General features: G+C 32.5%; 23 protein-coding genes and 1 pseudogene. 15 read left to right on the forward strand and 9 right to left on the reverse strand.

The annotated features are described in order from the left end of the window. The first annotated feature begins 227 nt into the window (after positions 1 to 227). From V6C74_RS03000 to V6C74_RS03015, 4 genes are all read left to right on the forward strand, one after another. The gene (locus V6C74_RS03000) at positions 228 to 2,198 is read left to right on the forward strand and encodes a helix-turn-helix transcriptional regulator (RefSeq protein ID WP_016898627.1); all 1,971 of its coding nucleotides are present in this window, start codon (positions 228 to 230) and stop codon (positions 2,196 to 2,198) included. Between the two features lie 35 nt (positions 2,199 to 2,233). Beyond that, a complete protein-coding gene (locus V6C74_RS03005) occupies positions 2,234 to 2,962 on the forward strand; it encodes a MarR family transcriptional regulator (protein ID WP_002432665.1) in 729 nt (242 codons plus the stop codon). Positions 2,963 to 2,998: 36 nt separating this feature from the next. Beyond that, the gene (locus tag V6C74_RS03010) at positions 2,999 to 3,322 is read left to right on the forward strand and encodes a PH domain-containing protein (protein WP_002432947.1); all 324 of its coding nucleotides are present in this window, start codon (positions 2,999 to 3,001) and stop codon (positions 3,320 to 3,322) included. A 387-nt stretch (positions 3,323 to 3,709) separates the two neighbouring features. Then, the gene (locus V6C74_RS03015) at positions 3,710 to 4,051 is read left to right on the forward strand and encodes a SarA family transcriptional regulator (protein WP_002432301.1); all 342 of its coding nucleotides are present in this window, start codon (positions 3,710 to 3,712) and stop codon (positions 4,049 to 4,051) included. Positions 4,052 to 4,161: 110 nt separating this feature from the next. Here the strand turns inward: V6C74_RS03015 and V6C74_RS03020 are convergent. The 7 genes and pseudogenes from V6C74_RS03020 to V6C74_RS03050 all read right to left on the reverse strand — a co-directional run bounded on the left by V6C74_RS03020 (position 4,162) and on the right by V6C74_RS03050 (position 9,208). Beyond that, a pseudogene (locus tag V6C74_RS03020) lies at positions 4,162 to 4,997 on the reverse strand (urease accessory protein UreD). Next, positions 4,997 to 5,611 (reverse strand): urease accessory protein UreG, encoded by a 615-nt coding sequence (gene ureG, locus V6C74_RS03025; RefSeq protein WP_103175496.1) that lies wholly within the window; start codon positions 5,609 to 5,611, stop codon positions 4,997 to 4,999. Before ureG ends, V6C74_RS03020 begins: the two are co-directional and overlap by 1 nt. 12 nt (positions 5,612 to 5,623) lie before the next feature. Next, positions 5,624 to 6,313, reverse strand: a complete 690-nt coding sequence (locus V6C74_RS03030) for an urease accessory protein UreF (protein WP_002432764.1) — start codon at positions 6,311 to 6,313, stop codon at positions 5,624 to 5,626. Beyond that, a complete protein-coding gene (gene ureE, locus V6C74_RS03035) occupies positions 6,306 to 6,758 on the reverse strand; it encodes an urease accessory protein UreE (RefSeq protein WP_002432939.1) in 453 nt (150 codons plus the stop codon). Before ureE ends, V6C74_RS03030 begins: the two co-directional genes overlap by 8 nt. Before the next feature lie 11 nt (positions 6,759 to 6,769). Then, positions 6,770 to 8,485, reverse strand: a complete 1,716-nt coding sequence (gene ureC / locus V6C74_RS03040) for an urease subunit alpha (RefSeq protein WP_016898628.1) — start codon at positions 8,483 to 8,485, stop codon at positions 6,770 to 6,772. After that, entirely contained in the window at positions 8,485 to 8,892 is a 408-nt protein-coding gene (locus tag V6C74_RS03045; RefSeq protein ID WP_002453818.1) for an urease subunit beta, read from the reverse strand. The genes ureC and V6C74_RS03045 overlap by 1 nt, the downstream gene beginning before the upstream one ends. Before the next feature lie 13 nt (positions 8,893 to 8,905). Continuing rightward, a complete protein-coding gene (locus V6C74_RS03050; protein WP_002453817.1) occupies positions 8,906 to 9,208 on the reverse strand; it encodes an urease subunit gamma in 303 nt (100 codons plus the stop codon). Between the two features lie 255 nt (positions 9,209 to 9,463). On the opposite strand from V6C74_RS03050, the gene yut reads away from it, so the two are divergent. The 6 genes from yut (at position 9,464) to V6C74_RS03080 (ending at position 15,330) form a co-directional block, all read left to right on the forward strand. Beyond that, the gene (yut, locus tag V6C74_RS03055) at positions 9,464 to 10,363 is read left to right on the forward strand and encodes an urea transporter (RefSeq protein WP_002453816.1); all 900 of its coding nucleotides are present in this window, start codon (positions 9,464 to 9,466) and stop codon (positions 10,361 to 10,363) included. A 248-nt stretch (positions 10,364 to 10,611) separates the two neighbouring features. Next, positions 10,612 to 11,757: an acyl-CoA dehydrogenase family protein gene (locus V6C74_RS03060; protein ID WP_103175497.1), complete on the forward strand. Its 1,146-nt coding sequence runs from the start codon at positions 10,612 to 10,614 to the stop codon at positions 11,755 to 11,757. Between the two features lie 153 nt (positions 11,758 to 11,910). Next, complete coding sequence (locus V6C74_RS03065; RefSeq protein WP_002432640.1) at positions 11,911 to 12,831, forward strand: ABC transporter substrate-binding protein; 921 nt, start codon at positions 11,911 to 11,913, stop codon at positions 12,829 to 12,831. 125 nt (positions 12,832 to 12,956) lie between these two features. Beyond that, positions 12,957 to 13,895 (forward strand): nucleoside hydrolase, encoded by a 939-nt coding sequence (locus V6C74_RS03070; protein WP_165353533.1) that lies wholly within the window; start codon positions 12,957 to 12,959, stop codon positions 13,893 to 13,895. A 94-nt stretch (positions 13,896 to 13,989) separates the two neighbouring features. Next, positions 13,990 to 14,538, forward strand: a complete 549-nt coding sequence (locus V6C74_RS03075) for a biotin transporter BioY (RefSeq protein WP_002453812.1) — start codon at positions 13,990 to 13,992, stop codon at positions 14,536 to 14,538. Between the two features lie 36 nt (positions 14,539 to 14,574). Then, a complete protein-coding gene (locus tag V6C74_RS03080; protein WP_002453811.1) occupies positions 14,575 to 15,330 on the forward strand; it encodes a GNAT family N-acetyltransferase in 756 nt (251 codons plus the stop codon). Positions 15,331 to 15,375: 45 nt separating this feature from the next. Here V6C74_RS03080 and fdhD read toward each other — a convergent pair whose 3' ends face one another. Next, complete coding sequence (fdhD, locus tag V6C74_RS03085; RefSeq protein ID WP_002453810.1) at positions 15,376 to 16,164, reverse strand: formate dehydrogenase accessory sulfurtransferase FdhD; 789 nt, start codon at positions 16,162 to 16,164, stop codon at positions 15,376 to 15,378. 216 nt (positions 16,165 to 16,380) lie between these two features. Here fdhD and modA point away from each other — a divergent pair, with 216 nt between their 5' ends. The 5 genes from modA to V6C74_RS03110 all read left to right on the forward strand — a co-directional run bounded on the left by modA (position 16,381) and on the right by V6C74_RS03110 (position 20,126). Next, on the forward strand, positions 16,381 to 17,175 hold the full coding sequence (gene modA / locus V6C74_RS03090) for a molybdate ABC transporter substrate-binding protein (RefSeq protein ID WP_002453808.1): 795 nt from the start codon (positions 16,381 to 16,383) through the stop codon (positions 17,173 to 17,175). A 13-nt stretch (positions 17,176 to 17,188) separates the two neighbouring features. Next, positions 17,189 to 17,860: a molybdate ABC transporter permease subunit gene (gene modB / locus V6C74_RS03095; protein WP_002453807.1), complete on the forward strand. Its 672-nt coding sequence runs from the start codon at positions 17,189 to 17,191 to the stop codon at positions 17,858 to 17,860. After that, on the forward strand, positions 17,861 to 18,472 hold the full coding sequence (locus tag V6C74_RS03100; RefSeq protein ID WP_002453806.1) for an ATP-binding cassette domain-containing protein: 612 nt from the start codon (positions 17,861 to 17,863) through the stop codon (positions 18,470 to 18,472). Positions 18,473 to 18,585: 113 nt separating this feature from the next. Beyond that, positions 18,586 to 19,590 carry a ThiF family adenylyltransferase gene (locus tag V6C74_RS03105; protein WP_002453805.1) on the forward strand — a complete coding sequence of 335 codons (1,005 nt, stop codon included), beginning with the start codon at positions 18,586 to 18,588 and terminating at the stop codon, positions 19,588 to 19,590. Positions 19,591 to 19,607: 17 nt separating this feature from the next. Beyond that, the gene (locus V6C74_RS03110; protein ID WP_002453804.1) at positions 19,608 to 20,126 is read left to right on the forward strand and encodes a molybdenum cofactor biosynthesis protein B; all 519 of its coding nucleotides are present in this window, start codon (positions 19,608 to 19,610) and stop codon (positions 20,124 to 20,126) included. 93 nt (positions 20,127 to 20,219) lie between these two features. On the opposite strand, the gene moaC is transcribed toward V6C74_RS03110, so the two are convergent. Further along, the gene (moaC, locus tag V6C74_RS03115) at positions 20,220 to 20,708 is read right to left on the reverse strand and encodes a cyclic pyranopterin monophosphate synthase MoaC (protein WP_002432275.1); all 489 of its coding nucleotides are present in this window, start codon (positions 20,706 to 20,708) and stop codon (positions 20,220 to 20,222) included. Between the last annotated feature and the right edge of the window lie 42 nt (positions 20,709 to 20,750).

A 20,750-nucleotide genomic window follows, 5' to 3' on the forward strand; every position in this document is an offset into this window, starting at 1 on the left:
GTGGATATTGAAAGATTTATTAAGGATATTAATCAAAAAATATTAGATAAAGCTATTTAAATTAAAAAGAAAATTGATATAATATTAATCTAATTTGCTACAGCTAAAAATTTAAAGATTGTATAATTAAGAATGAAATATAGATGTTGTCTAGTTAAATTTAGTTTTTAACAATCGGGGAGAATTTTAATAAACAAAAACACAATACTACATTGTGAGGCAGACATATGAGAGAGAATTATTCGATACGTGTTTTTAATCAATTAGCTATTAAAACAACTAAAGCATTAAATGTAAGAGTATTCTATTGTTTACAAGGTAAGAGTGAGTTAACTATTAATTTGAACAAGTATGAATTAATTAAAGATGAAATCGCATTCGTACTTTTAAATGATACATACTCATTTAAAAGTGAAAATGATTCAATTTGCTGTGTTATTGATATACCTTATGATTCATATCTTAGAATTGCGAATAACTCAATGTTATCTAATGGTCTAAAAATAAATAAAAATGAGCAAGAAAGAGTTAAATTTTGGATAATAAAGTTATTGGAATTACATACTCTAAAAAAAGCTTACAAAACAGAGGCCAATAAATTAATTCTGTATTTAATGGTTGAACTAAGTCATTTTGAGAATACTGACCACCCATTTAATCAAAAAATGTACATTTCAGAAGAAATTCATGAATATTTAGTTAATCACCATGAAAATAAAATAAATAAGCAAGACTTAGCTAATGCAGTTCAGTTATCTAATCAAACACTTACAAGTATGTTTAAAGAAACGCCCTTTCAAACATTTAACCAATACCTTAACCATCTACGTTTAAAGTTTTGTCTAAATGATATTTTAACTACACGTCGACCGATAGAAGAGATAGCAATTGATCATGGCTTCCACCATTATTCTCGATTTATACAATTATTTAAAGATACTTATGGAAACACACCTAAATTAATTAGAAGAGATTATATAGCAACGTCTATCTTCCAAAATAAATCTGAAGAAATTGATTTAAATCGACATATTCTAAAGTCCCTAAGTGAATTCAGAGAAGAAACTTCACTTGAAATAGAAGAGCGTACAATTAAAGTGGCAGAAAGTAACAATATATATCAATCACCGGATTTTTATATTGAACACATTAACAATAATTATTTTGACCAATGTTCATTTCTAAACATGAAAAGAGCACTAAATATCAATAAAGGAAATGTACATTATATAGTAGATTTAAATTATAAAGATATATTTAAAGATAGAGAGTCGTTTATAAAAGAGTTGTTACAACTTCTTCAATTTATATCTGATTTAAATATGCATCCTATATTTAAAGTATCAACTTCAAGGCCAGATGTATTTAACTCAACAGAGAAAATGTCATTTCATCAAGCATTGGAAGTATTATTTATATTTTTGCGTCAATTTAATCATTTTCAATTAGGTTTTTTAATAGAAGAAGTTAAGTGTAGTTTAATCCACCAGTTACAACAATCTATTAATAAGTATTTTGATGATTATCAATTGATTTATCGAGTAAAACCTGGCCAATATGAAGAGTTAGGTTTAGCGCGAATAGTAAATGATGTGGATAAAATAATGATACCGATTAACTTATTAGAGGACCTCGATATTCATCAGTCTAAAATAATTATTGAAGTAGACCAATTAATAAAAAATAAGGAAAAACTACTAAATATACAAACAATTGATTATATAAGATTATTAATGAATCAATATGATAAAGTGAGTGGTTTATCGTTACCTTATTTAGAAAAATATGTGGTAGTTAATATAGCTCAACAAGAGCCGAATGCATTCCAGTTAGTATCTTATGTAATCAGTATGTTAAACCAACTGAGAGGCGAAATAGTTTATAGAAATAACCAGATGGTAATGACTCGATATAAACACGAGTATCAAGTGATTACATATTTTTTAAATATCAAATCAAAGATGAATGTGAATCAATATCGATTAATTTTTTCAGATATTAAACAACTCAACCATGCAGAGGTAGAGTATTTCGATATTCAAAGGTATGCGATAAGTGAGAACAATAGTCTGGACAATCTAATGCTTTATCATCAACACCATTGGTTAGCAAAATTAAATTTCAAAGAAATTTCAACATCTTCGATAGAAATTCCTAAAGATAGTATTGCCCATTTTAAATTTCTTATTTCATTGTAGAGCGTGGTTGGTTGCTAAGAGAGGATTGTCATCATATGCATCAACAGAAGATTAAAAGTTTTCTAGCTCACTTTGTATTAGATCACATTTCGATAGAATATTTGAGAGTTTCCTATAATTTAACGGTGGAACAGTTAAAATTATTACAATTCATATACCATTTTACTGAGAAACATAAAGAAGGATTAAGTTTGAATGCTATTATCTTTTATAGAAATTATTCAAAAAACCATCTTCTTAAATTAATAAATCAACTATATGATTTTAATTGGCTCACTAAAAAACGTGATCCGCTTGATCAACGTCGATTAATCATTTGTCTATCAGCAGTGCAACATGAAAAAATAGCGCTTATGTTTGAGGATTTTAAATCATTTTTAGAATTAAAATCTAAATCCATCGCTTACATTAATCAACATACTGCACTTCCTTATTATTTAAATTGTCATGACCAATTTGAAAGCATTGAAAAAGTGCCATCTCAAGACCAGCTATCTTTAGAAGAGTTATATATATTAGGGCTACTGATTATTAATAATGAACCATCTACTTATAAAAATATTAAAGCTCATTTATTAAAAGGGGTTGTTACAGTCAGCCCTATCATCAAAAAATTGTATGCCAAAGGATATATTAATAAAAGTAGAAGTACTGAAGATGAGAGAAATATTGTTTTAAGTGTTAATGAAGAAAAAGTGGACTACATTAAATCAACCATTAGTGAATGTTACAATAGCTTGGAAACGGGAATAGAACGACTATAAAACAAAATTGATTTGATAAAGTAAGGAGAATAGATAATGATTTTAGATAATGTAAATCCGGACGATTTGTTCCCAACTGAAAAGAAAGGACCTTCTGTTTTAGGTATCATTGAATACAATGTACAGGGGCAAAGTGAATTTGAAGGTGCATTCATTGCTACTAATGAACGTTTGATTATGAATGTAGATATGAATGGTCAATTCTATTATAGAAATATTAGATATGATGAAGTAAATCAAGTGGAATTTGATGGCAAAGATATTATGTTTGAATTTAATATCGGTAAAGTGCCTATGAAACAAATTAAAACTGAAGATGTTCAAGCATTTGTAGATTATGTTAAACAGAAAATTCAATAACTAGTATATGCTAAGTTATTCATTAATACTCCAAAATATTGGTATGCTTATGAACAGTAAAGAATAGTAAACAATAAAAACCACTCTTGTCGACTATGCGATAAAGCTAATTAAACTGATAGGAATTATATAAAATTTTAAAATCACTATGATGCAATTAGTGTTATATAAATTGGATTATAATTTTTAATTACATCAAATTCACTTATATAAATGTATAGGTTAAGAAATAAATCTATAAATGCATTTTGTAGTAATAAAAATATTGAATTTTTATACCTATTTGTTTAAAATGTATTTTGTAACATGGGCGGAGAAATTTTCGGTTAGATAAAATACATGTGAACCTTGCTACAACAAGATGTGCATCAGAGGAGTGGTTTTAATATGGGAAAAATCAAAGATATCAATGATTTGGTCAATGCTACATTTCAAGTAAAAAAGTTTTTCAGAGATACTAAAAAGCAATATAATTTAAATTATGAAGAAATTTATATTCTTAATCACATTTTAAAAAGTGAATCTAACGAAATCTCTTCTAAAGAAATTGCTACATGTTCAGAATTTAAGCCTTATTATTTAACTAAAGCATTACAAAAATTAAAAGACTTGAATTTATTATCAAAAAAACGAAGCGTGCATGATGAAAGAACAGTTATTGTATTTGTAACAGCGGAGCAACGAGAGAAAATTAAAAAATTAATTGTTGAATTAGAACAATATATTTAAAAAATACTAGAGAACTGAAGTTTCATGTGTGTTTTAAGGATGAAGATTTCTAAAAAAAGACTAGGTCTACTATCGGAATAGTATGCCTAGTCTTTTAATGTGAATAAAAGTTAATATTTTCTTAAAAAATCTATTTCGCGCTGATAAAGTACTTGAGCGATATATGATTGAACTTTCGTTAATATTTTTTCGATAGTTTGTGTACGATTCGCTAAAATACGTATTGCAAGTCCGTGTGTGGGTAACTGTGTAATGCCTAATCTACAATTCAATTCATTTTCATAATGCGATACTTGTTTATAAATATCATCAATAAGATTCTGATTTACTTCTGGATGAATAAAATAAGCTGAGCCTAAATGTGTATAGTCTTCCATATAGCCTATTGAACTAAGTTGATTTTTCTCAGGGTTTAATAGCATATTATCATATGTGACTAACTCGTCCTCTACGTAAATTTCATTAATTAAATGCATAAATTTATAAGTGAAATCATGATCGTCTGAAGAATAGCCAGGCGTTAGTATATCTGTGTAAAACATAGAACTTTCAGCTTCTAAACGAACGTATTATGTTGATAGAATTTTGCATTTTCATAAGCGATAATTGGATCGGCTACAAATTCCATATAAGAGTGATTCGCCAAATTAAAAGATTGATATTGTTCTACGCGATCATTTAGTGTCTTGTATATTTTTGTGGCGCCTTGGGATGTCAAGGTAACTTGGGCGTTTTCTTCAAGATTTATGTTTAGACGATACCGATCTCCATCTAAATAGCCACCACCGACGTTAACAATATAAAATGTTGGAATTGTAGATTGATTAAGATACACAGGACGAAGGACTTTCAGTGCTTTCTCAAAAAAGATATTTCGAGCAACGGAACGATGCCCGTTATTAAAGACTGTTAAGTCGAGTTCTCCTGTCCATTTAGATTGTGCCATTAAGCTAATCCTTTAAGTAGTGTATCTCGCTCAATCCATTCAATCACTTCATCTAGACCTTCATCCGTTTTCAAATTAGTGAAAGCAAAAGGGCGATTGCGACGAAAGACTTTCGTATCTTCTGCCATTTGTTCTAACGAAGCACCAACATAAGGAGCTAAATCTGTTTTATTTATAATGAAGAAATCGGATTTAATCATTCTTTGTCCGCCTTTGCGAGGAATTTTCTCACCTTGAGCCACATCAATAATATAAATTGAAAAGTCTACAAGTTCAGGACTAAAAGTAGCTGCTAAATTATCGCCACCAGATTCAATGAAAATGAGTTCAATGTCATCATTGCGTTCTAATAATTCATCAATAGCAGCAAAGTTCATAGAAGCATCTTCACGGATTGCAGTATGCGGGCAACCACCTGTTTCTACACCGATAATTCTATCTTCAGGTAGCACACCGCTATTGACTAATATTTTTTCATCTTCTTTAGTGTAAATATCGTTAGTTATGACACCGATACTCATTTCTTGAGACAGACGTTTAACAACTTTTTCTATTAATTGAGTTTTACCTGCACCTACAGGTCCTCCAATTCCAATTCTAATTGGTTCAGCCATAAAATATGCCTCCTATGATATAAATATTCTCACATTCACGTTTTCATGTTCCATTTGGTTTAGTTCTAATCCTGGAGCAGTCATACCAAAATCAGATTCTGCTAGCTCTAATATGTGTTGACGTGTTTTTTCAATATATGGAATCATGTTCGTTACGACTTTTTGTCCGGCAGTTTGACCAAGAGGGATAGCTCTAACAGCGTTCTGAGTTAAACTAGATACGTTTTGGTATAAATAATAATCTATGATTGTGTCAATGTTCATTCCTAAATGATGACCTAAAATAGTAAAGCATATCGCAGGATGTAGCTTTGCTTTTTTGAGATTCATTTGTTCATGATACCACTGGATCCACGGTGCATCATAAAGTTCCATTGCCAATTTAACCATTCTCGTGCCCATTTGTTTCGTACCAACTCGAGTTTCTTTAGGCACACTTTGAACAAATATTTTTTTATCGATGTCCAAAATTTTTGTCTGATTATTATTTTCTAAAGCATCGTATACAATTCGCATTGCTAAACCATCTGAATAAGTCAACTGTTCATTTAAAAAGAGTGTAAGCCACTGTGTAAATGATTCAGCATCATGTACCGTCTGTCGTTGAATATAAGTTTCAAGACCAAATGAGTGACTAAATGCACCAGTCGGAAATTGAGAATCACAGAACTGAAAAAGTCTTAGATGTTGATGATCAATCATGAGAATGTCCTATATGTCTAAATGCTTGATTTACCTTTCTATCTTCATGATTAAAAGGAATACCTAATTGCTTAAGTAAATCTTCAACTAAATAGTCATATTGAACTAACATTTCAGTATCTGTAAATTGTGCTGGAAGGTGACGATTTCCGAGTTGATGTGCAATATCTCCCATCTCTTTAAGGTTTCTAGGTTTAATTACTAATAAATCTTCAGAGTTTACGTCGACCACAATCATATTTGTTTCATCTTGGTATAAGATATCGCCGTATTGTAAATCAATCGGTTGTTTTAATCTGATACCTATTTCATTACCGTGATCAGTTTTGACACGTTGAATTCTTTTTACTAAATCAGAGTTCTCTAAGTAAACTTTTTCAATGTGTTTTTGTTTCTCTTCAGGAGATAAATTCGCAATGTTGCCTTGAATTTCTTCGATAATCATTTGTATGCCTCCTAGAATAAGAAGTATCTTTGAGTTAATGGTAATTCAGTAGCAGCTTCACTAGTGATTTTTTCACCATCTACAAATACTTCATAGGTTTGTGGATCTACATCTAATTTAGGTGTAGCATTATTATTTTTCATATCTGCTTTAGATAACTGACGTATATTTTTAACAGGACGAACCACGCGTTGTAAATTTAATTGACGGGATATACCATTTTCGTAAGCAGTGTTTGATACAAAAGTCATTGCTGTATGAGTGATGTTACCACCGTATTGACCATACATTTTACGATATTTTTGTGGTTCTGAAGTTGGTATAGAACCATTGGCATCACCGTTCACAGCTGAATTAATTAGACCCCCCTTAACGATAAGTTCAGGTTTAACACCGAAGAATGCTGGGTCCCATACGACAAGGTCGGCAAATTTACCCGGTTCAATTGAACCAACGTAATCTGAAATACCATGAGTGATAGCAGGGTTAATTGTATATTTAGCAATATATCTTTTAATACGATTATTGTCATTATATTCAGAGTCACCTTCTAGTAATCCGCGTTGCTCTTTCATGCGGTGGGCAACTTGCCAAGTACGAATAATCACTTCACCCACACGTCCCATCGCTTGTGAGTCAGAACTAATCATACTGAATACGCCCATATCTTGCAGTACGTCTTCGGCCGCAATCGTTTCTTTACGAATTCTTGAATCTGCGAAAGCAATATCTTCAGGTATAGAAGCATTTAAATGATGGGTAATCATTACCATATCTAAGTGTTCATTTACAGTATTATGTGTATAAGGTAGGGTAGGATTTGTAGAGGACGGTAAAATATTTGGATAAGCAGCGGATTTAATTAAGTCTGGAGCATGTCCGCCACCAGCACCTTCAGTATGGTACATGTGTAACACTCTATTTTTAACAGCTGCCATCGTATCTTCCATAAAGCCAGCTTCGTTTAACGTATCCGCATGAAGTGCGATTTGGATATCAAATTCGTCTGCGACATCTAATGCATGACTTAATGCTGAAGGCGTAGCACCCCAGTCTTCGTGTACTTTAAGACCGATTACACCAGCATGAATTTGTTCAATCAGCGCTGTATGATTTACGGCCTGACCTTTACCAGTAAATCCTACATTAATAGGGAGTTCTTCTGCGGCTTCTAACATACGATGTATATGCCATGGGCCTGGAGTCACAGTAGTTGCTTTAGTACCTTCAGATGCACCAGTACCACCACCAATATGTGTAGTAATACCGCTCTCAAGGGCTACTTCAGCTTGTTCCGGATTGATAAAGTGTACGTGTGTATCTATACCTCCGGCTGTAACGATTTTACCTTCTGCAGCGATAATGTCAGTGTTTGAACCAATAATAATATCTACATTATCCATAATATCAGGATTGCCTGCTTTACCAATTTTGAAAATGTAGCCATTTTTAACGCCAATATCTGCTTTGACAACTTTGTCATAACCGATAATTAGGGCATTCGTTAATACAAGATCCGCTACGTTTCTATCATCTCGGGTCACATTCGGATTTTGTGCCATGCCATCGCGAATTGATTTACCACCACCGAAAGTAGCTTCATCACCGAAATTAGCATAGTCTTTTTCAACTTGTGCGAAAAGGTTTGTGTCTCCTAATCTCACTGAATCACCAACGGTAGGACCGTATAAGCTTGTATACTGAGATTGTGTCATTTTAAAACTCATTATTGCTTACCACCTTTTTTATTCGCATTTTGTTCGCCTTCATCACCGAAAATGCCAGCATTTTCGCCATTTTTACCAGTTGGACGATAGACGCGTTCTTCGTCTATATCACCATTGACCAAACCGCGGAAACCAAAGATTTTACGATGACCAGCATATTCAACAAGTTGAACTTCCTTTTCGTCACCAGGTTCAAATCTAACAGCAGCTCCAGCAGGGATATCTAAATGCTTTCCATAAGCTTTTTCGCGATCAAATGCTAAAGCTTTATTAGCTTCAAAGAAATGAAAATGAGAACCAACTTGGATAGGTCTGTCACCTGTGTTCTTTACTTCAATAACAGTTTCAGGATGATGTTTATTGATTTCTATTTCTGTACTTTTAACTTTTATTTCACCAGGAATCATTATATAGTCCTCCTTAAACTATCGGATGATGGACAGTAATTAATTTAGTTCCATCTGGAAATGTTGCTTCGATTTCAATTTCTTTTATCATACTTGCAACACCGTCCATGACATCGTCTTCATTTAAAATCGTTTTGCCATAGCTCATTAGTTCAGCAACAGTTTTACCATCTCTTGCTTCTTCAAGTAGTTCATCACTAATCAAAGCAAGTGCTTCAGGATGATTGAGTTTAAGGCCTCGTGCTTTACGGCGACGAGCAACTTCTGCAGCCACAACTATCATTAACTTATCTTGCTCTCGTTGTGTGAAATGCAAAAATAATCCCTTCTTTCAAAAAATTTGCCTTGCAAAATTAATCTTAGAACGATTTAATTGAATAAACAAGTAATGAGGTAAGATAATTTTGTTATTTTAATAAAGATGTTTTACAATTAGTGTACAAATAACATCGAATATAATTTTTATCTAATATTTAAAAATATTCTATTAGAAAAATGATTATTAATATTTAAGATTTTTTATTTTAGCACTAGAATATACTTAAAATTTTTAAGAATTAAGGTGAAAGAATTGAAAACAATTGAAGTAATATTGAAAAATATCGCACAGGTATTATTGATTAATAGTAAATGGACTGGTTTATTAGTATTGATTGGTTTATTTGTTGCGAATTGGAAAGTGGGTTTAAGTGCACTTCTTGCTAGTAGTGTTGCTTACTTTCTTGCACCGTATATGAACTACTCACAAGAAGAAATTGACAATGGGTTAGCAGGATTTAGTCCGGTACTAACTGCTATAGCATTAATATTATTCATAGACAATAATTGGAGTGGTGTATTAATTACGTTAATTGCAACAATATTAACACTACCTATGGGTTCAGCAATTAGAGAATTTTTAAAACCATATGGTGTATCTATGCTAACTTCACCTTTTGTCATTATGACTTGGATTACTGTATTAATACCTGGACAAGTTAAACATTTAACTACTGAATTAGATATCATTCCTGGTCATATTAAAAAAGCGTCATTTGATCTTGGGAATGAACATATCCAATTTTTTAAATCTCTTATAGAAGGGTTTAGCCAAGTATTTCTTGTACCAAGTTTTATAGGTGGTTTATTTATCCTAGTTGGTATATTTATAGGTTCTAGGAAGGCTGGCATTTACGCAGTTATTGCTAATCTTGTGGGTTTCGTCATCGTTGGATTATTAGGTGGTAATTATACAGACATCAATGAAGGTTTATTCGGCTATAATTTAGTTTTAACGGCAATTGCACTAGGTGTTACTTTTAAAACAACGATGAATAGCTATTTGGTTACAGGTTGTGGTGTATTGTTAACAGTATTTATACATCTCGGATTAAATACGTTGCTTGAACCTTTTGGTTTGCCTGCATTAACCATGCCGTTTATTTTAGCAACGTGGTTGATGCTGTTTGCAGGAGGGAAACATCGCACTTAAATTATTTTGCTGAAGATGTAGTTCGATTTAGGAAAGTTGTTCGCTAAGTTAAGTGTTATATACTAATTACGTGATGTAGAAGATAAAGCCTTGGATGATACAATTTGGAGATCATTCAAGGCTTTTTTAGAGGGTTCGGAAATATATTTTAATCGTGAGAGTCATTTTCAGAAGAGGAGACTTTCAAATATAAAAGTCGAGTGTTAAACTAGGATTAATTAAAAGGGAATGTATTTGAGGTGAGAGAAGTGGTACAGTCGTTTCTAGTACGCACAGAAATTCAAAAAAGATGGGTCGCAAAGTTTAAACAAGTGGAAGATATATTTAAACAACGAGCTGCGGAAAATGATATTCAAGGTCAATTTCCATTTGAAAATATAAAATGGTTAGTCGATGAGGGATATACTAAATTGACTTTACCTAAAGAGTACGGTGGAGAAGGTGCAACAATAGAAGATATGGTCATCTTACAAAGTTATTTAGGTGCAATAGATGGCGCAACGGCTTTATCAATTGGATGGCATCTCAGTGTGGTTGGTCAATTATATGAACAAAATATGTGGGAGCAAAGTATGCTCAATACATTTGCGAATGAGATTGTAAATGGAGCGCTAGTTAATCGTGCTGTTAGCGAAGCAGAAACCGGTAGTCCTACTAGAGGTGGGCGGCCAGGTACACATGCTGTTAAAGAAGACAATGGTTATGTGCTAAATGGAGTTAAAACATTTACCTCAATGAGTAAAGCATTAACGCATTACATTGTTGGAGCTTATGTAGAAGAGCTCGATACAGTTGGATTCTTCTTAGTACCTCGAGAATTTGATGGCGTTGAAATTGCTGATAATTGGAATATGGTAGGAATGCGTGCCACTGAAAGTCATGACTTAGTTCTTAATGATGTTCATATACCATACGAGTATTTTGTTGAAGCTAGTCGTAAACCTCAACCGAATGGGTGGATTCTTCATATACCAAGTTGTTATTTGGGTATTGCGCAAGCTGCTCGAGATTATGCAGTTCATTTTGCGGAAAATTATAGCCCCAATAGCATTGAAGGAACAATAGCAGATTTGCCGACCGTTCAACAGAATTTAGGTAAAATGGAAAGTTTATTATTGTCGGCGCGCCATTTCTTATGGAGTACTGCTCAAGGTTACCAAATATATGAAGAAGATGCGCAAATTTGGAATGTAACTTCAGCTAGTAAGGTAATGGTGATGAATCAAGGGATGGAAGTCATAGATTTAGCAATGAGAATCGTTGGAGCTAAAAGTTTAGAGATGGATCGACCGTTGCAACGTTATTATAGAGATATGAGGGCTGGATTGCATAATCCTCCTATGGAAGATATGGCTTATACGAATATTGCTAAAAGTATTCCAGGTAAGATGTAAGGGATGTCTTAATACAACATGTTATCGTTGTCAGATAACATGTTGTATTTTTTAATTTTTAAAAATATGAATTTAATAAACTATTGTAAAACTACAATGATTTTCGTATAATTAATAACGAAATTGATAATCGTTATCACTTAGGAGGGAACTATGAGAAAATTATTATTACCTTTAATTGTCTTAGTCCTAGTATTAGCAGCATGCGGAAACAACTCAGGAAACAGCTCAAAGGACTCAGATAAAAAGGCAGAAACTAAGTCATATAAAACAGATGATGGTAAAACAATTAAAATACCTAAAGATCCAAAACGTATTGCAGTTGTTGCACCTTCATACGCAGGTGGAATTAAAAAATTAGGTGGAAATATCGTTGCAGTAAGTAATCAAGTTGATCAAAGTCATATTTTAAAAGATAAATTTAAAGGTGTTACTAAAGTGGGAGACGACGATGTTGAAAAAGTTGCCAAGCAAAAACCAGATTTAATCATCGTTTTAGATCAAAATAAAAATATTAAAAAATATAAAAAAATTGCAGCTACTGTACCTTTCAATTACCAAAAGCATAAATACCTAGAGCAACAAGAGGAATTAGGTAAATTACTTGGTAAAGAAGACGAAGTTAAAAAATGGGAAAAACAGTGGAAAGAAAAAACAGCTAAAGACGGTAAAGAAATCAAGAACAAGATAGGTAAAGATGCTACAGTTTCAATCTTCGATGAATTTGATAAAAAATTATATACATACGGTGATAACTGGGGCCGTGGTGGCGAAGTATTATATCAAGCATTCGGATTAAAGATGTCTAAAGGTCAAAATGATTTAACTAAAAAAGCAGGTTGGGCAGAAGTAAATCAAGAGCAAATTGAGAAAGTTGCAGGGGATTATATCGTGTCAACTAGTGCCGGTAAATCTACTCCAGGTTATGAAAAAACAAATATCTGGAAAAATTTACCTGCAGTTAAAAAAGGCCACGTTGTTAAGGTAAAAGCTGAAACTTATTGGTATAATGATCCTTATACGTTAGACTTTATGCGTAAAGACTTGAAGAAAAAATTAATGGATGCAAAATAATATACAAAAAAGGGAATTAACGAATATCAATTGGTTATATTGCAGGTTGCTACAATAGTGGCAACCTGTTTTTAATACACTATGAGAATTTTGATAAAATAATAATTAAGAATGGAGGAGAGATAATAATGACTAAAGTTTATTTTAACCATGATGGTGGAGTTGATGATTTAATTTCTTTATTTTTATTACTGCAAATGGAAGATGTTGAATTAATTGGTGTGAGTACTATTGGAGCGGATTGTTATCTTGAACCTTCATTGAGTGCATCAGTAAAAATTATTAATCGATTTTCTAATCAATCGATACAAGTTGCACCATCTTACGAAAGAGGTAAAAATCCATTTCCTAAAGAATGGAGAATGCACGCCTTCTTTATGGATGCATTACCAATTTTAAATGAAAGTCAAACGCCTAAAAGATCTAGTGAAAGTAACTATGAAGCTTATGAAGATATAATCCAAAAAGTAAACGCAAGTACTGAAAAGGTGACATTACTCTTTACGGGTCCACTTACCGACTTAGCTAAAGCGATGCGTCATGATCAATCATTCCTATCAAATGTAGAAAAATTAGTATGGATGGGTGGAACTTTTCTAGATAAAGGCAATGTTGAAGAACCAGAACACGATGGCACTGCAGAATGGAATGCGTTCTGGGACCCTGAAGCGGTTAAAACTGTGTTCGATAGTAATCTTAAGATTGATATGGTGGCTTTAGAAAGTACAAATCAAGTGCCTTTGACATTAGATGTGCGCCAAAAATGGGCGGACGAGAGAGAATTTATAGGGATTGATTTTTTAGGAGTAAGTTATGCTGCAGTACCACCATTAACGCATTTCGTTACAAATTCTACTTACTTTTTATGGGATGTGCTAACAACTGCATATGTTGGTATGCCTAAACTAGTAAAATCAGTAAAAATGAATGTGAATGTAATAAGTCATGGGCCGAGTCAAGGAAAGACTTATAAAGATGATAACGGGCGTAAAGTGAATGTAGTTAATTATGTTGAACATAATGCGTTTTTCGATTATATTTCTTATTTAGCGAAAAAAGCTTAATAAATAGAATTAATAACTTCAGGATATGTAAACTTTTTATTTATTAAAGTTTACATTGGTGGTATAATCATTCTCATGTAAGGAGGATGAACAAGTGAGTACAAAAAATTTAGTTTTTACAGCTTTGATGACTGCCATTATTTGTATTTTAGGATTAGTACCTGGTGTGCCTTTACCGTTTATGCCGGTACCTATTGTGTTACAGAACATTGGTATCTTTTTAGCTGGGATCATATTAGGGCGTAAAATGGGCGCATTGACTGTGATTGTCTTTTTATTATTAGCTGCCACAGGTTTACCAGTTTTATCCGGAGGACGTGGAGGAATAGGTGTATTTGTAGGCCCATCAGCAGGATTCCTATTTTTATATCCATTTATAGCTTACTTTATTGGATTAATTAGAGACCGTTATTATGGGAAAATTAATTTCCTTATACTCTTCGTCACTACATTAATTATCGGGGTTCTAGCATTAGATATCATCGGTACTATCATTATGGGATTCATTATACATATATCGATTTCTAAGGCATTTTTACTATCATTTACTTTTATGCCTGGAGATATTATTAAAGCCATTATATCTAGCTTGATTGGTGCGACCATCTTAAATCACACTCGTTTTAAAAGTTTGATACAATAACATTAATATATATCAAACTTTGCGAGGTAGAAATCTATGACTCACATCACGTTAAATGATATCTATGTCGATGGTGTGAAATATTCAGAAGACAACCGTAAAATCATTTATTTAACGCCGGGACATCCACTTAAATTTGATAGTAATACATGGATCTATAAAAAAATGCCTACAATAAGTCAATGGACTGAAGATTTGAAAGAACAACAGGGGTATCATCTTAACCAAGGTTCAAATCATTTGTCGTTTTATTTTCCTGAAAATGAAGTTCTTAGTAAACAATGGTTAGATATTATTAGACAACAAGGTTTTGAACTAGGTATTTTGGAATTGTATGCAATAGAGGCTAATGAACTAAGGCAATTGCCTCAAAATAATCAAGTGATAATTCAGCAAGTGACAGAGCAAAACATTGATGATTATGTATATATTCATAACTACTTTGCTCTGCCTTTTGGAGAACAGTATGCCAAAGAAAATGCAAAGCAAATCAAGGAATGCTTCTTGTCAGATGGAAAAAATAGGTTAATTGCGTACTTAGGGAAAAAGCCTGTTGGAATTGTTGATTTAATTATTACATCACATACGGTGGAAATAGATGGATTAGGTGTGATGGAGCAATACAGACATAACGCTATTGGTTCATCAATTCAATCGCACGTCGGTAAATTAGCTAAAACCAAGCCAGTAATTCTTGTCGCAGATGGTGAAGATACAGCTAAGGATATGTACATAAAGCAAGGTTATACATATTTGGGTTTTAGGTATCAAATTTTAAAAGAAAACATCTAATAAAAAGGCTAGTGAATTTAGGAAAAACAAATTTCCTATATTTCACTAGCCTTTTATACGTTCTGGATGGCTATAAATACTAAAGTTACCATCTCTAATAAATCCAATTGCTGTAATGTTTAAGTCTTTCGCTAATTGTACAGCTAATGTTGTTGGGGCTGATTTAGAAAGTATCACACCTACGCCAATTTTTGCTGCTTTAATTAATATTTCAGAAGAAATACGACCGCTAAATATTAATACCTTATCTCTTACCGAAATATGTCTTTGTATACAATAACCATATAACTTATCAAGTGCATTATGACGTCCAATATCTTGTCTATGTTCAAAAAAGGTATTACCATCACTAATTGCTGCGTTGTGTAAGCCGCCGGTTTGTTTGAAGATCACACTAGCACTTTGAAGTTGAGTCATCATCCTTAAAATCTGTTGAGGATGTAATTCGATTTTAGACATCGAAGTTTTAGCAATAGCGGCATCGTTATGAAAGTAAAACTCACGACTTTTCCCACAACATGAGGCAATCATACGTTTCGTAGAATATTCAAAACGATCTCCCAATGATTTAGTTAATTTTACATGAGCAAAGCCTTTACTATCATCAATTTGAATTGATTTTAATTCGTCTCTCTTAAGAATGGCTCCCTCTGAAGCGAGAAATCCTAGTACAAGTTCTTCCATATTGGTTGGGCTACAAATAATAGTAGCAAATTCTTCGCCGTTGACCATGATAGTTAAAGGGAATTCTGTAACATAAAAGTCTTCGGTTTCAAATAATTGCCCGTTTTCATATCTTATAATTGATTGATTACTCGAAACATCATTATTCATCTTGTTTTGCTCCCCATTTTAGTCATAATACAATCATAATGCTAAATATTAAAAATTTAAATGCTTTTGTTTATGTAAACTTTTTAATAATTAATGTAAGAACTATAAAAGAAAATGTTCATTCAAATGTTCTATTAATTGTAATTATTTTTCAAAAAAGGACTTTTCAAGGTTCTCATTCAGAGTATAATGTAAATAGAGTGGAAGGATTAGTTTATGAAAATAAAACATTTTTTAGTTGCTATGTTAGTTCTGTGTCTAGTATTAGCAGGATGTTCGAACTCTAGCAATAGTAGTAAAGATAGTGATAAAAAGGATGAAAGCTCGTCTGATAATAGTAAAAAGCAAGAATTACAAATCTCTGCTGCAGCGAGTTTAACTGATGTTAGTAAAGCACTTGCGAAAGAATTTAAAAAGGAACACAAGAACGCTGATATTAAATTTAATTACGGTGGTTCTGGTGCGTTAAGACAACAAATTGAAACAGGTGCTCCTGTAGATGTATTTATGTCTGCAAACACTAAAGATGTGGATCAATTAAAAGACAAGAAGAAAGCTCATGATACATATAATTACGCTAAAAATAAACTTGTATTAATTGGTGATAAGGATAAGAATTATAAATCAGTTAAAGATTTAAAAGATGGTGATAAACTTGCTTTAGGTGAAGTGAAAACTGTACCAGCAGGTAAGTACGCTAAACAATATTTAGAAGATAATAATTTATATAATTCAGTAAAAGATAAAATCATTAATGCCAAAGACGTTAAACAAGTATTGAATTATGTTGAAAAAGGTAATGCACAAGAAGGTTTTGTATATAAAACTGACTTATACAATCAAAAGAAAAAGACTGATAAAGTAAAAGAGATTGAACAAGTTAAATTAAGTAAACCAATCACTTATAAAGCTGGTGCAACTTCTGAGAAGAAACTAGCTAAAGAATGGATGAAATTCTTAAAATCTGATAAAGCTAAAAAAATTCTTAAAGAATACCAATTCTCGGCTTAAGGAGTTTTAAACTATGCCTGATTTAACATCATTTTGGATATCATTACGTGTCGCGATTACAAGTACAATTATTGTAACAATTTTAGGAATATTTGTTTCCAAATGGTTATATAACAAAAAAGGGCATTGGGTAAAAATCCTTGAAAGTTTTATAATATTACCAATAGTACTTCCACCTACAGTACTTGGTTTTATATTATTAATAGTTTTTTCAACAAAAGGACCTATAGGTCAGTTCTTTACCAATATTCTACACTTACCAGTAGTTTTTACTTTGACAGGTGCAGTACTTGCATCTGTCATTGTTAGTTTTCCTCTAATGTATCAACATACAATTGGTGGATTTAGAATGATAGATAAGAAAATGCTAAATACTGCGCGAACAATGGGTGCAAGCGAAACTAAAATATTTTTCAAATTGATATTACCTTTATCCAAACGTTCTATATTAGCAGGTATTATGATGAGCTTTGCTCGCGCGATTGGTGAGTTCGGTGCGACGTTAATGGTGGCTGGATATATTCCTAATAAGACAAATACGTTGCCACTTGAAATTTATTTCTTAGTTGAACAAGGTAAGGAAAATGAAGCTTGGCTATGGGTACTCGTCCTAGTTGCCTTTTCTGTAGTCGTTATTACTACGATTAATTTAATCAATCATGATAAATATAGGGAGGTCGATTAGATGTTGAAGATTCAATTAGAATACTTATTAAAGGATATCAACATCCGTGTCGACATTAATGATGAAATCCCTAAAATATATGCCATTCGAGGTCCGTCGGGAATAGGTAAAACTACTGTACTAAATATCATAGCTGGTTTAAAGAAAGCTGACCGAGCACTAATTAAAGTGAATAATCGTATCTTGACTGATACGGAAAATAAAATTAATGTCAAAATTCAACAACGTAATGTTGGATATCTATTTCAAGATTATCAGCTTTTTCCAAATATGAACGTGTATAAAAATATCACTTTTATGACTGAACCATCTGAGCATATAAATAATTTAATTCAGACACTAAACATTTCTCACTTAGTTACTCAATATCCAATGACTTTATCTGGTGGAGAAACGCAACGTGTTGCATTAGCACGTTCATTAAGTACGAAGCCTGATTTGATATTACTTGATGAGCCTTTCTCAAGTTTAGATGATGTGACGAAGGATGAGAGTATTGCACTAGTGCAAAAGATATTTGATGAGTGGAAGATACCTATTATTTTTGTTACACATTCAAATTATGAAGCTAAGAAGATGGCACACGAAATTGTAAATATTGGCAATGAATAAATGAACATTAGCACCTCTTTCTGTAATGGGAGAGGTGTTTGTGTGTATAAATTTTGTTACTTATAAAAATAGACATTATAATAGAAACAAATATTGATGAGAGGATAACCAATATGAATCAAGAACGTTATTCTAGGCAAATGTTATTTAAACATATTGGGCAAGAAGGACAAAGAAAGATTGAAAATCAACATGGCCTTATTATTGGAATGGGCGCATTGGGTACGCACTTGGCAGAAGGGTTAGTTAGAGCAGGCATTGGTAAATTAACTATAGTTGATAGAGATTATATTGAATATAGTAACTTGCAAAGACAAACACTTTACACAGAAAATGATGCACATGAAGCATTACCTAAAGTGATAGCTGCAAAGAACAGGTTAATTCAAATACGTAATGATGTCGTTATTGAGGCATGGATAGAACATGTGGATTATCCTTTTTTAGAACAACATGGTAAAGAAGTAGATTTAATACTTGATGCGACTGATAATTTCGATACAAGACAGTTAATCAATGATTTCGCTTATAAGCATCATATTCCTTGGATATATGGTGGAGTAGTTCAAAGTACTTACGCCGAGGCTACATTTATCCCAGAACAAACACCTTGTTTTAATTGTCTTATGCCTCAATTGCCTTCAGTAAATTTAACATGTGATACTGTAGGCGTGATTCAACCTGCGGTGACTATGACTACAAGTCTTCAATTAAAAGACGCATTAAAGTTGCTAACAGGTCATGATATTAAGCCTCAGTTGACTTATGGAGATATATGGGAAGGTGATCATTATAGGATTGGGTTTAGTAAAATGCATCAAGATCAATGCCCGACATGCGGTAGTCGCCCTCATTTTCCATATTTAAATCAGGAACGCCAAAATTATGCCACACTTTGTGGGCGAGATACAGTACAGTATAAGAATAAAAATATTTCTCAGGAAATACTTACTACCTTTCTAGAACAGCATCATATACATTATCGCACGAATCTTTATATGACTATTTTCAAATTTAGGGGTCATCGTATTGTTGCATTCAATGGGGGTAGGTTCCTTATTCATAATATGACTCAACCTCAACAAGCGATACAATTAATTAATCAATTGTTTGGATAATAAAGGAGTGAATTATCATGAACAATCATCAACATGAACATGTTCAATTAGAAAGAAATATTAATGTAGCAATACTAACTGTTTCTGACACAAGGGATTTCGATAGTGATAAAGGCGGGCAATTAGTTCAATCACTTCTAAAAGAGATTAATGTAAGTATAGAAGAACACCATTATAAGATTGTTAAAGATGATAAAAATGCAATTACATTACAGATAAAACAATGGTTAGAAGACAATGAAAATATAGATGTCATTATTACAACAGGTGGTACTGGTATTTCTCAAAGAGATGTTACGATTGAAGCGGTAAGACCACTATTAACTAAAGAATTAGAAGGATTTGGAGAATTATTTCGTTATTTAAGTTACTCAGAGGATGTGGGTACACGCGCATTATTATCACGCGCTATTGGAGGCACAGCAAAAGATAAATTAATCTTTGCTTTACCTGGATCAACTGGGGCAGTCAAACTTGCAATTGAAAAACTAATTAAACCTGAATTAAATCACCTTGTTCATGAATTAACGAAATAATAGTGAATAAAGATTTAGGGATAGCAGGTAAACTACATTGATTTACATTACCATCCCTTATTTCAATCAACAATCAAGACATGAATGTATTTCTCATACTTTTCTTTGATAGTCACCAGACTTACCACCAGACTTAGATTCTAAATAGGTTTGGCCAATGACCATCCCTTTATCGACTGCTTTAGTCATATCATAAACAGTTAAAGCTGTTGCTGATGCGGCAGTGAGTGCTTCCATTTCAACGCCCGTTTTACCAGTTGTTGAAACAATTGCAGTGATATTCAATATATAATGAGGTGTTTGAGATGTATCCCATTCAAAATTGACATCTATACCTGTTAGAGGTAAAGGATGGCACATAGGTATAATTGTAGATGTGTTTTTAGCAGCCATAATTCCTGCTATTTGTGCAGTATTGAGTACATTACCTTTTTTATTAGTATTATCGATAATTTGCCTATAAATCGTTTCATTTACAGTAATACTTGAATGGGCACGTGCTTGACGTTTAGTTACTTCTTTGTCAGAAACATCAACCATCTTAGCGTTCCCTTGTTCGTTTATATGTGTAAAGTTATTCATACTATTCCTCCTAGCAGGATTTAGTATATCATGAAAATAATT

The organism is Staphylococcus capitis subsp. capitis (assembly GCF_040739495.1).
GTDB lineage: Bacteria > Bacillota > Bacilli > Staphylococcales > Staphylococcaceae > Staphylococcus > Staphylococcus capitis.

Excerpts from the sequence above, each read along its gene's own strand:
- V6C74_RS03000 (WP_016898627.1), top strand. The coding sequence starts at position 228 with ATGAGAGAGAATTATTCGATACGTGTTTTTAATCAATTAGCTATTAAA.
- V6C74_RS03005 (WP_002432665.1), top strand. The coding sequence starts at position 2,234 with ATGCATCAACAGAAGATTAAAAGTTTTCTAGCTCACTTTGTATTAGAT.
- V6C74_RS03010 (WP_002432947.1), top strand. The coding sequence starts at position 2,999 with ATGATTTTAGATAATGTAAATCCGGACGATTTGTTCCCAACTGAAAAG.
- V6C74_RS03015 (WP_002432301.1), top strand. The coding sequence starts at position 3,710 with ATGGGAAAAATCAAAGATATCAATGATTTGGTCAATGCTACATTTCAA.
- ureG (WP_103175496.1), bottom strand. The coding sequence starts at position 5,611 with ATGGCTGAACCAATTAGAATTGGAATTGGAGGACCTGTAGGTGCAGGT.
- V6C74_RS03030 (WP_002432764.1), bottom strand. The coding sequence starts at position 6,313 with ATGATTGATCATCAACATCTAAGACTTTTTCAGTTCTGTGATTCTCAA.
- ureE (WP_002432939.1), bottom strand. The coding sequence starts at position 6,758 with ATGATTATCGAAGAAATTCAAGGCAACATTGCGAATTTATCTCCTGAA.
- ureC (WP_016898628.1), bottom strand. The coding sequence starts at position 8,485 with ATGAGTTTTAAAATGACACAATCTCAGTATACAAGCTTATACGGTCCT.
- V6C74_RS03045 (WP_002453818.1), bottom strand. The coding sequence starts at position 8,892 with ATGATTCCTGGTGAAATAAAAGTTAAAAGTACAGAAATAGAAATCAAT.
- V6C74_RS03065 (WP_002432640.1), top strand. The coding sequence starts at position 11,911 with ATGAGAAAATTATTATTACCTTTAATTGTCTTAGTCCTAGTATTAGCA.
- V6C74_RS03080 (WP_002453811.1), top strand. The coding sequence starts at position 14,575 with ATGACTCACATCACGTTAAATGATATCTATGTCGATGGTGTGAAATAT.
- fdhD (WP_002453810.1), bottom strand. The coding sequence starts at position 16,164 with ATGAATAATGATGTTTCGAGTAATCAATCAATTATAAGATATGAAAAC.
- modA (WP_002453808.1), top strand. The coding sequence starts at position 16,381 with ATGAAAATAAAACATTTTTTAGTTGCTATGTTAGTTCTGTGTCTAGTA.
- modB (WP_002453807.1), top strand. The coding sequence starts at position 17,189 with ATGCCTGATTTAACATCATTTTGGATATCATTACGTGTCGCGATTACA.
- V6C74_RS03100 (WP_002453806.1), top strand. The coding sequence starts at position 17,861 with ATGTTGAAGATTCAATTAGAATACTTATTAAAGGATATCAACATCCGT.
- V6C74_RS03105 (WP_002453805.1), top strand. The coding sequence starts at position 18,586 with ATGAATCAAGAACGTTATTCTAGGCAAATGTTATTTAAACATATTGGG.
- V6C74_RS03110 (WP_002453804.1), top strand. The coding sequence starts at position 19,608 with ATGAACAATCATCAACATGAACATGTTCAATTAGAAAGAAATATTAAT.
- moaC (WP_002432275.1), bottom strand. The coding sequence starts at position 20,708 with ATGAATAACTTTACACATATAAACGAACAAGGGAACGCTAAGATGGTT.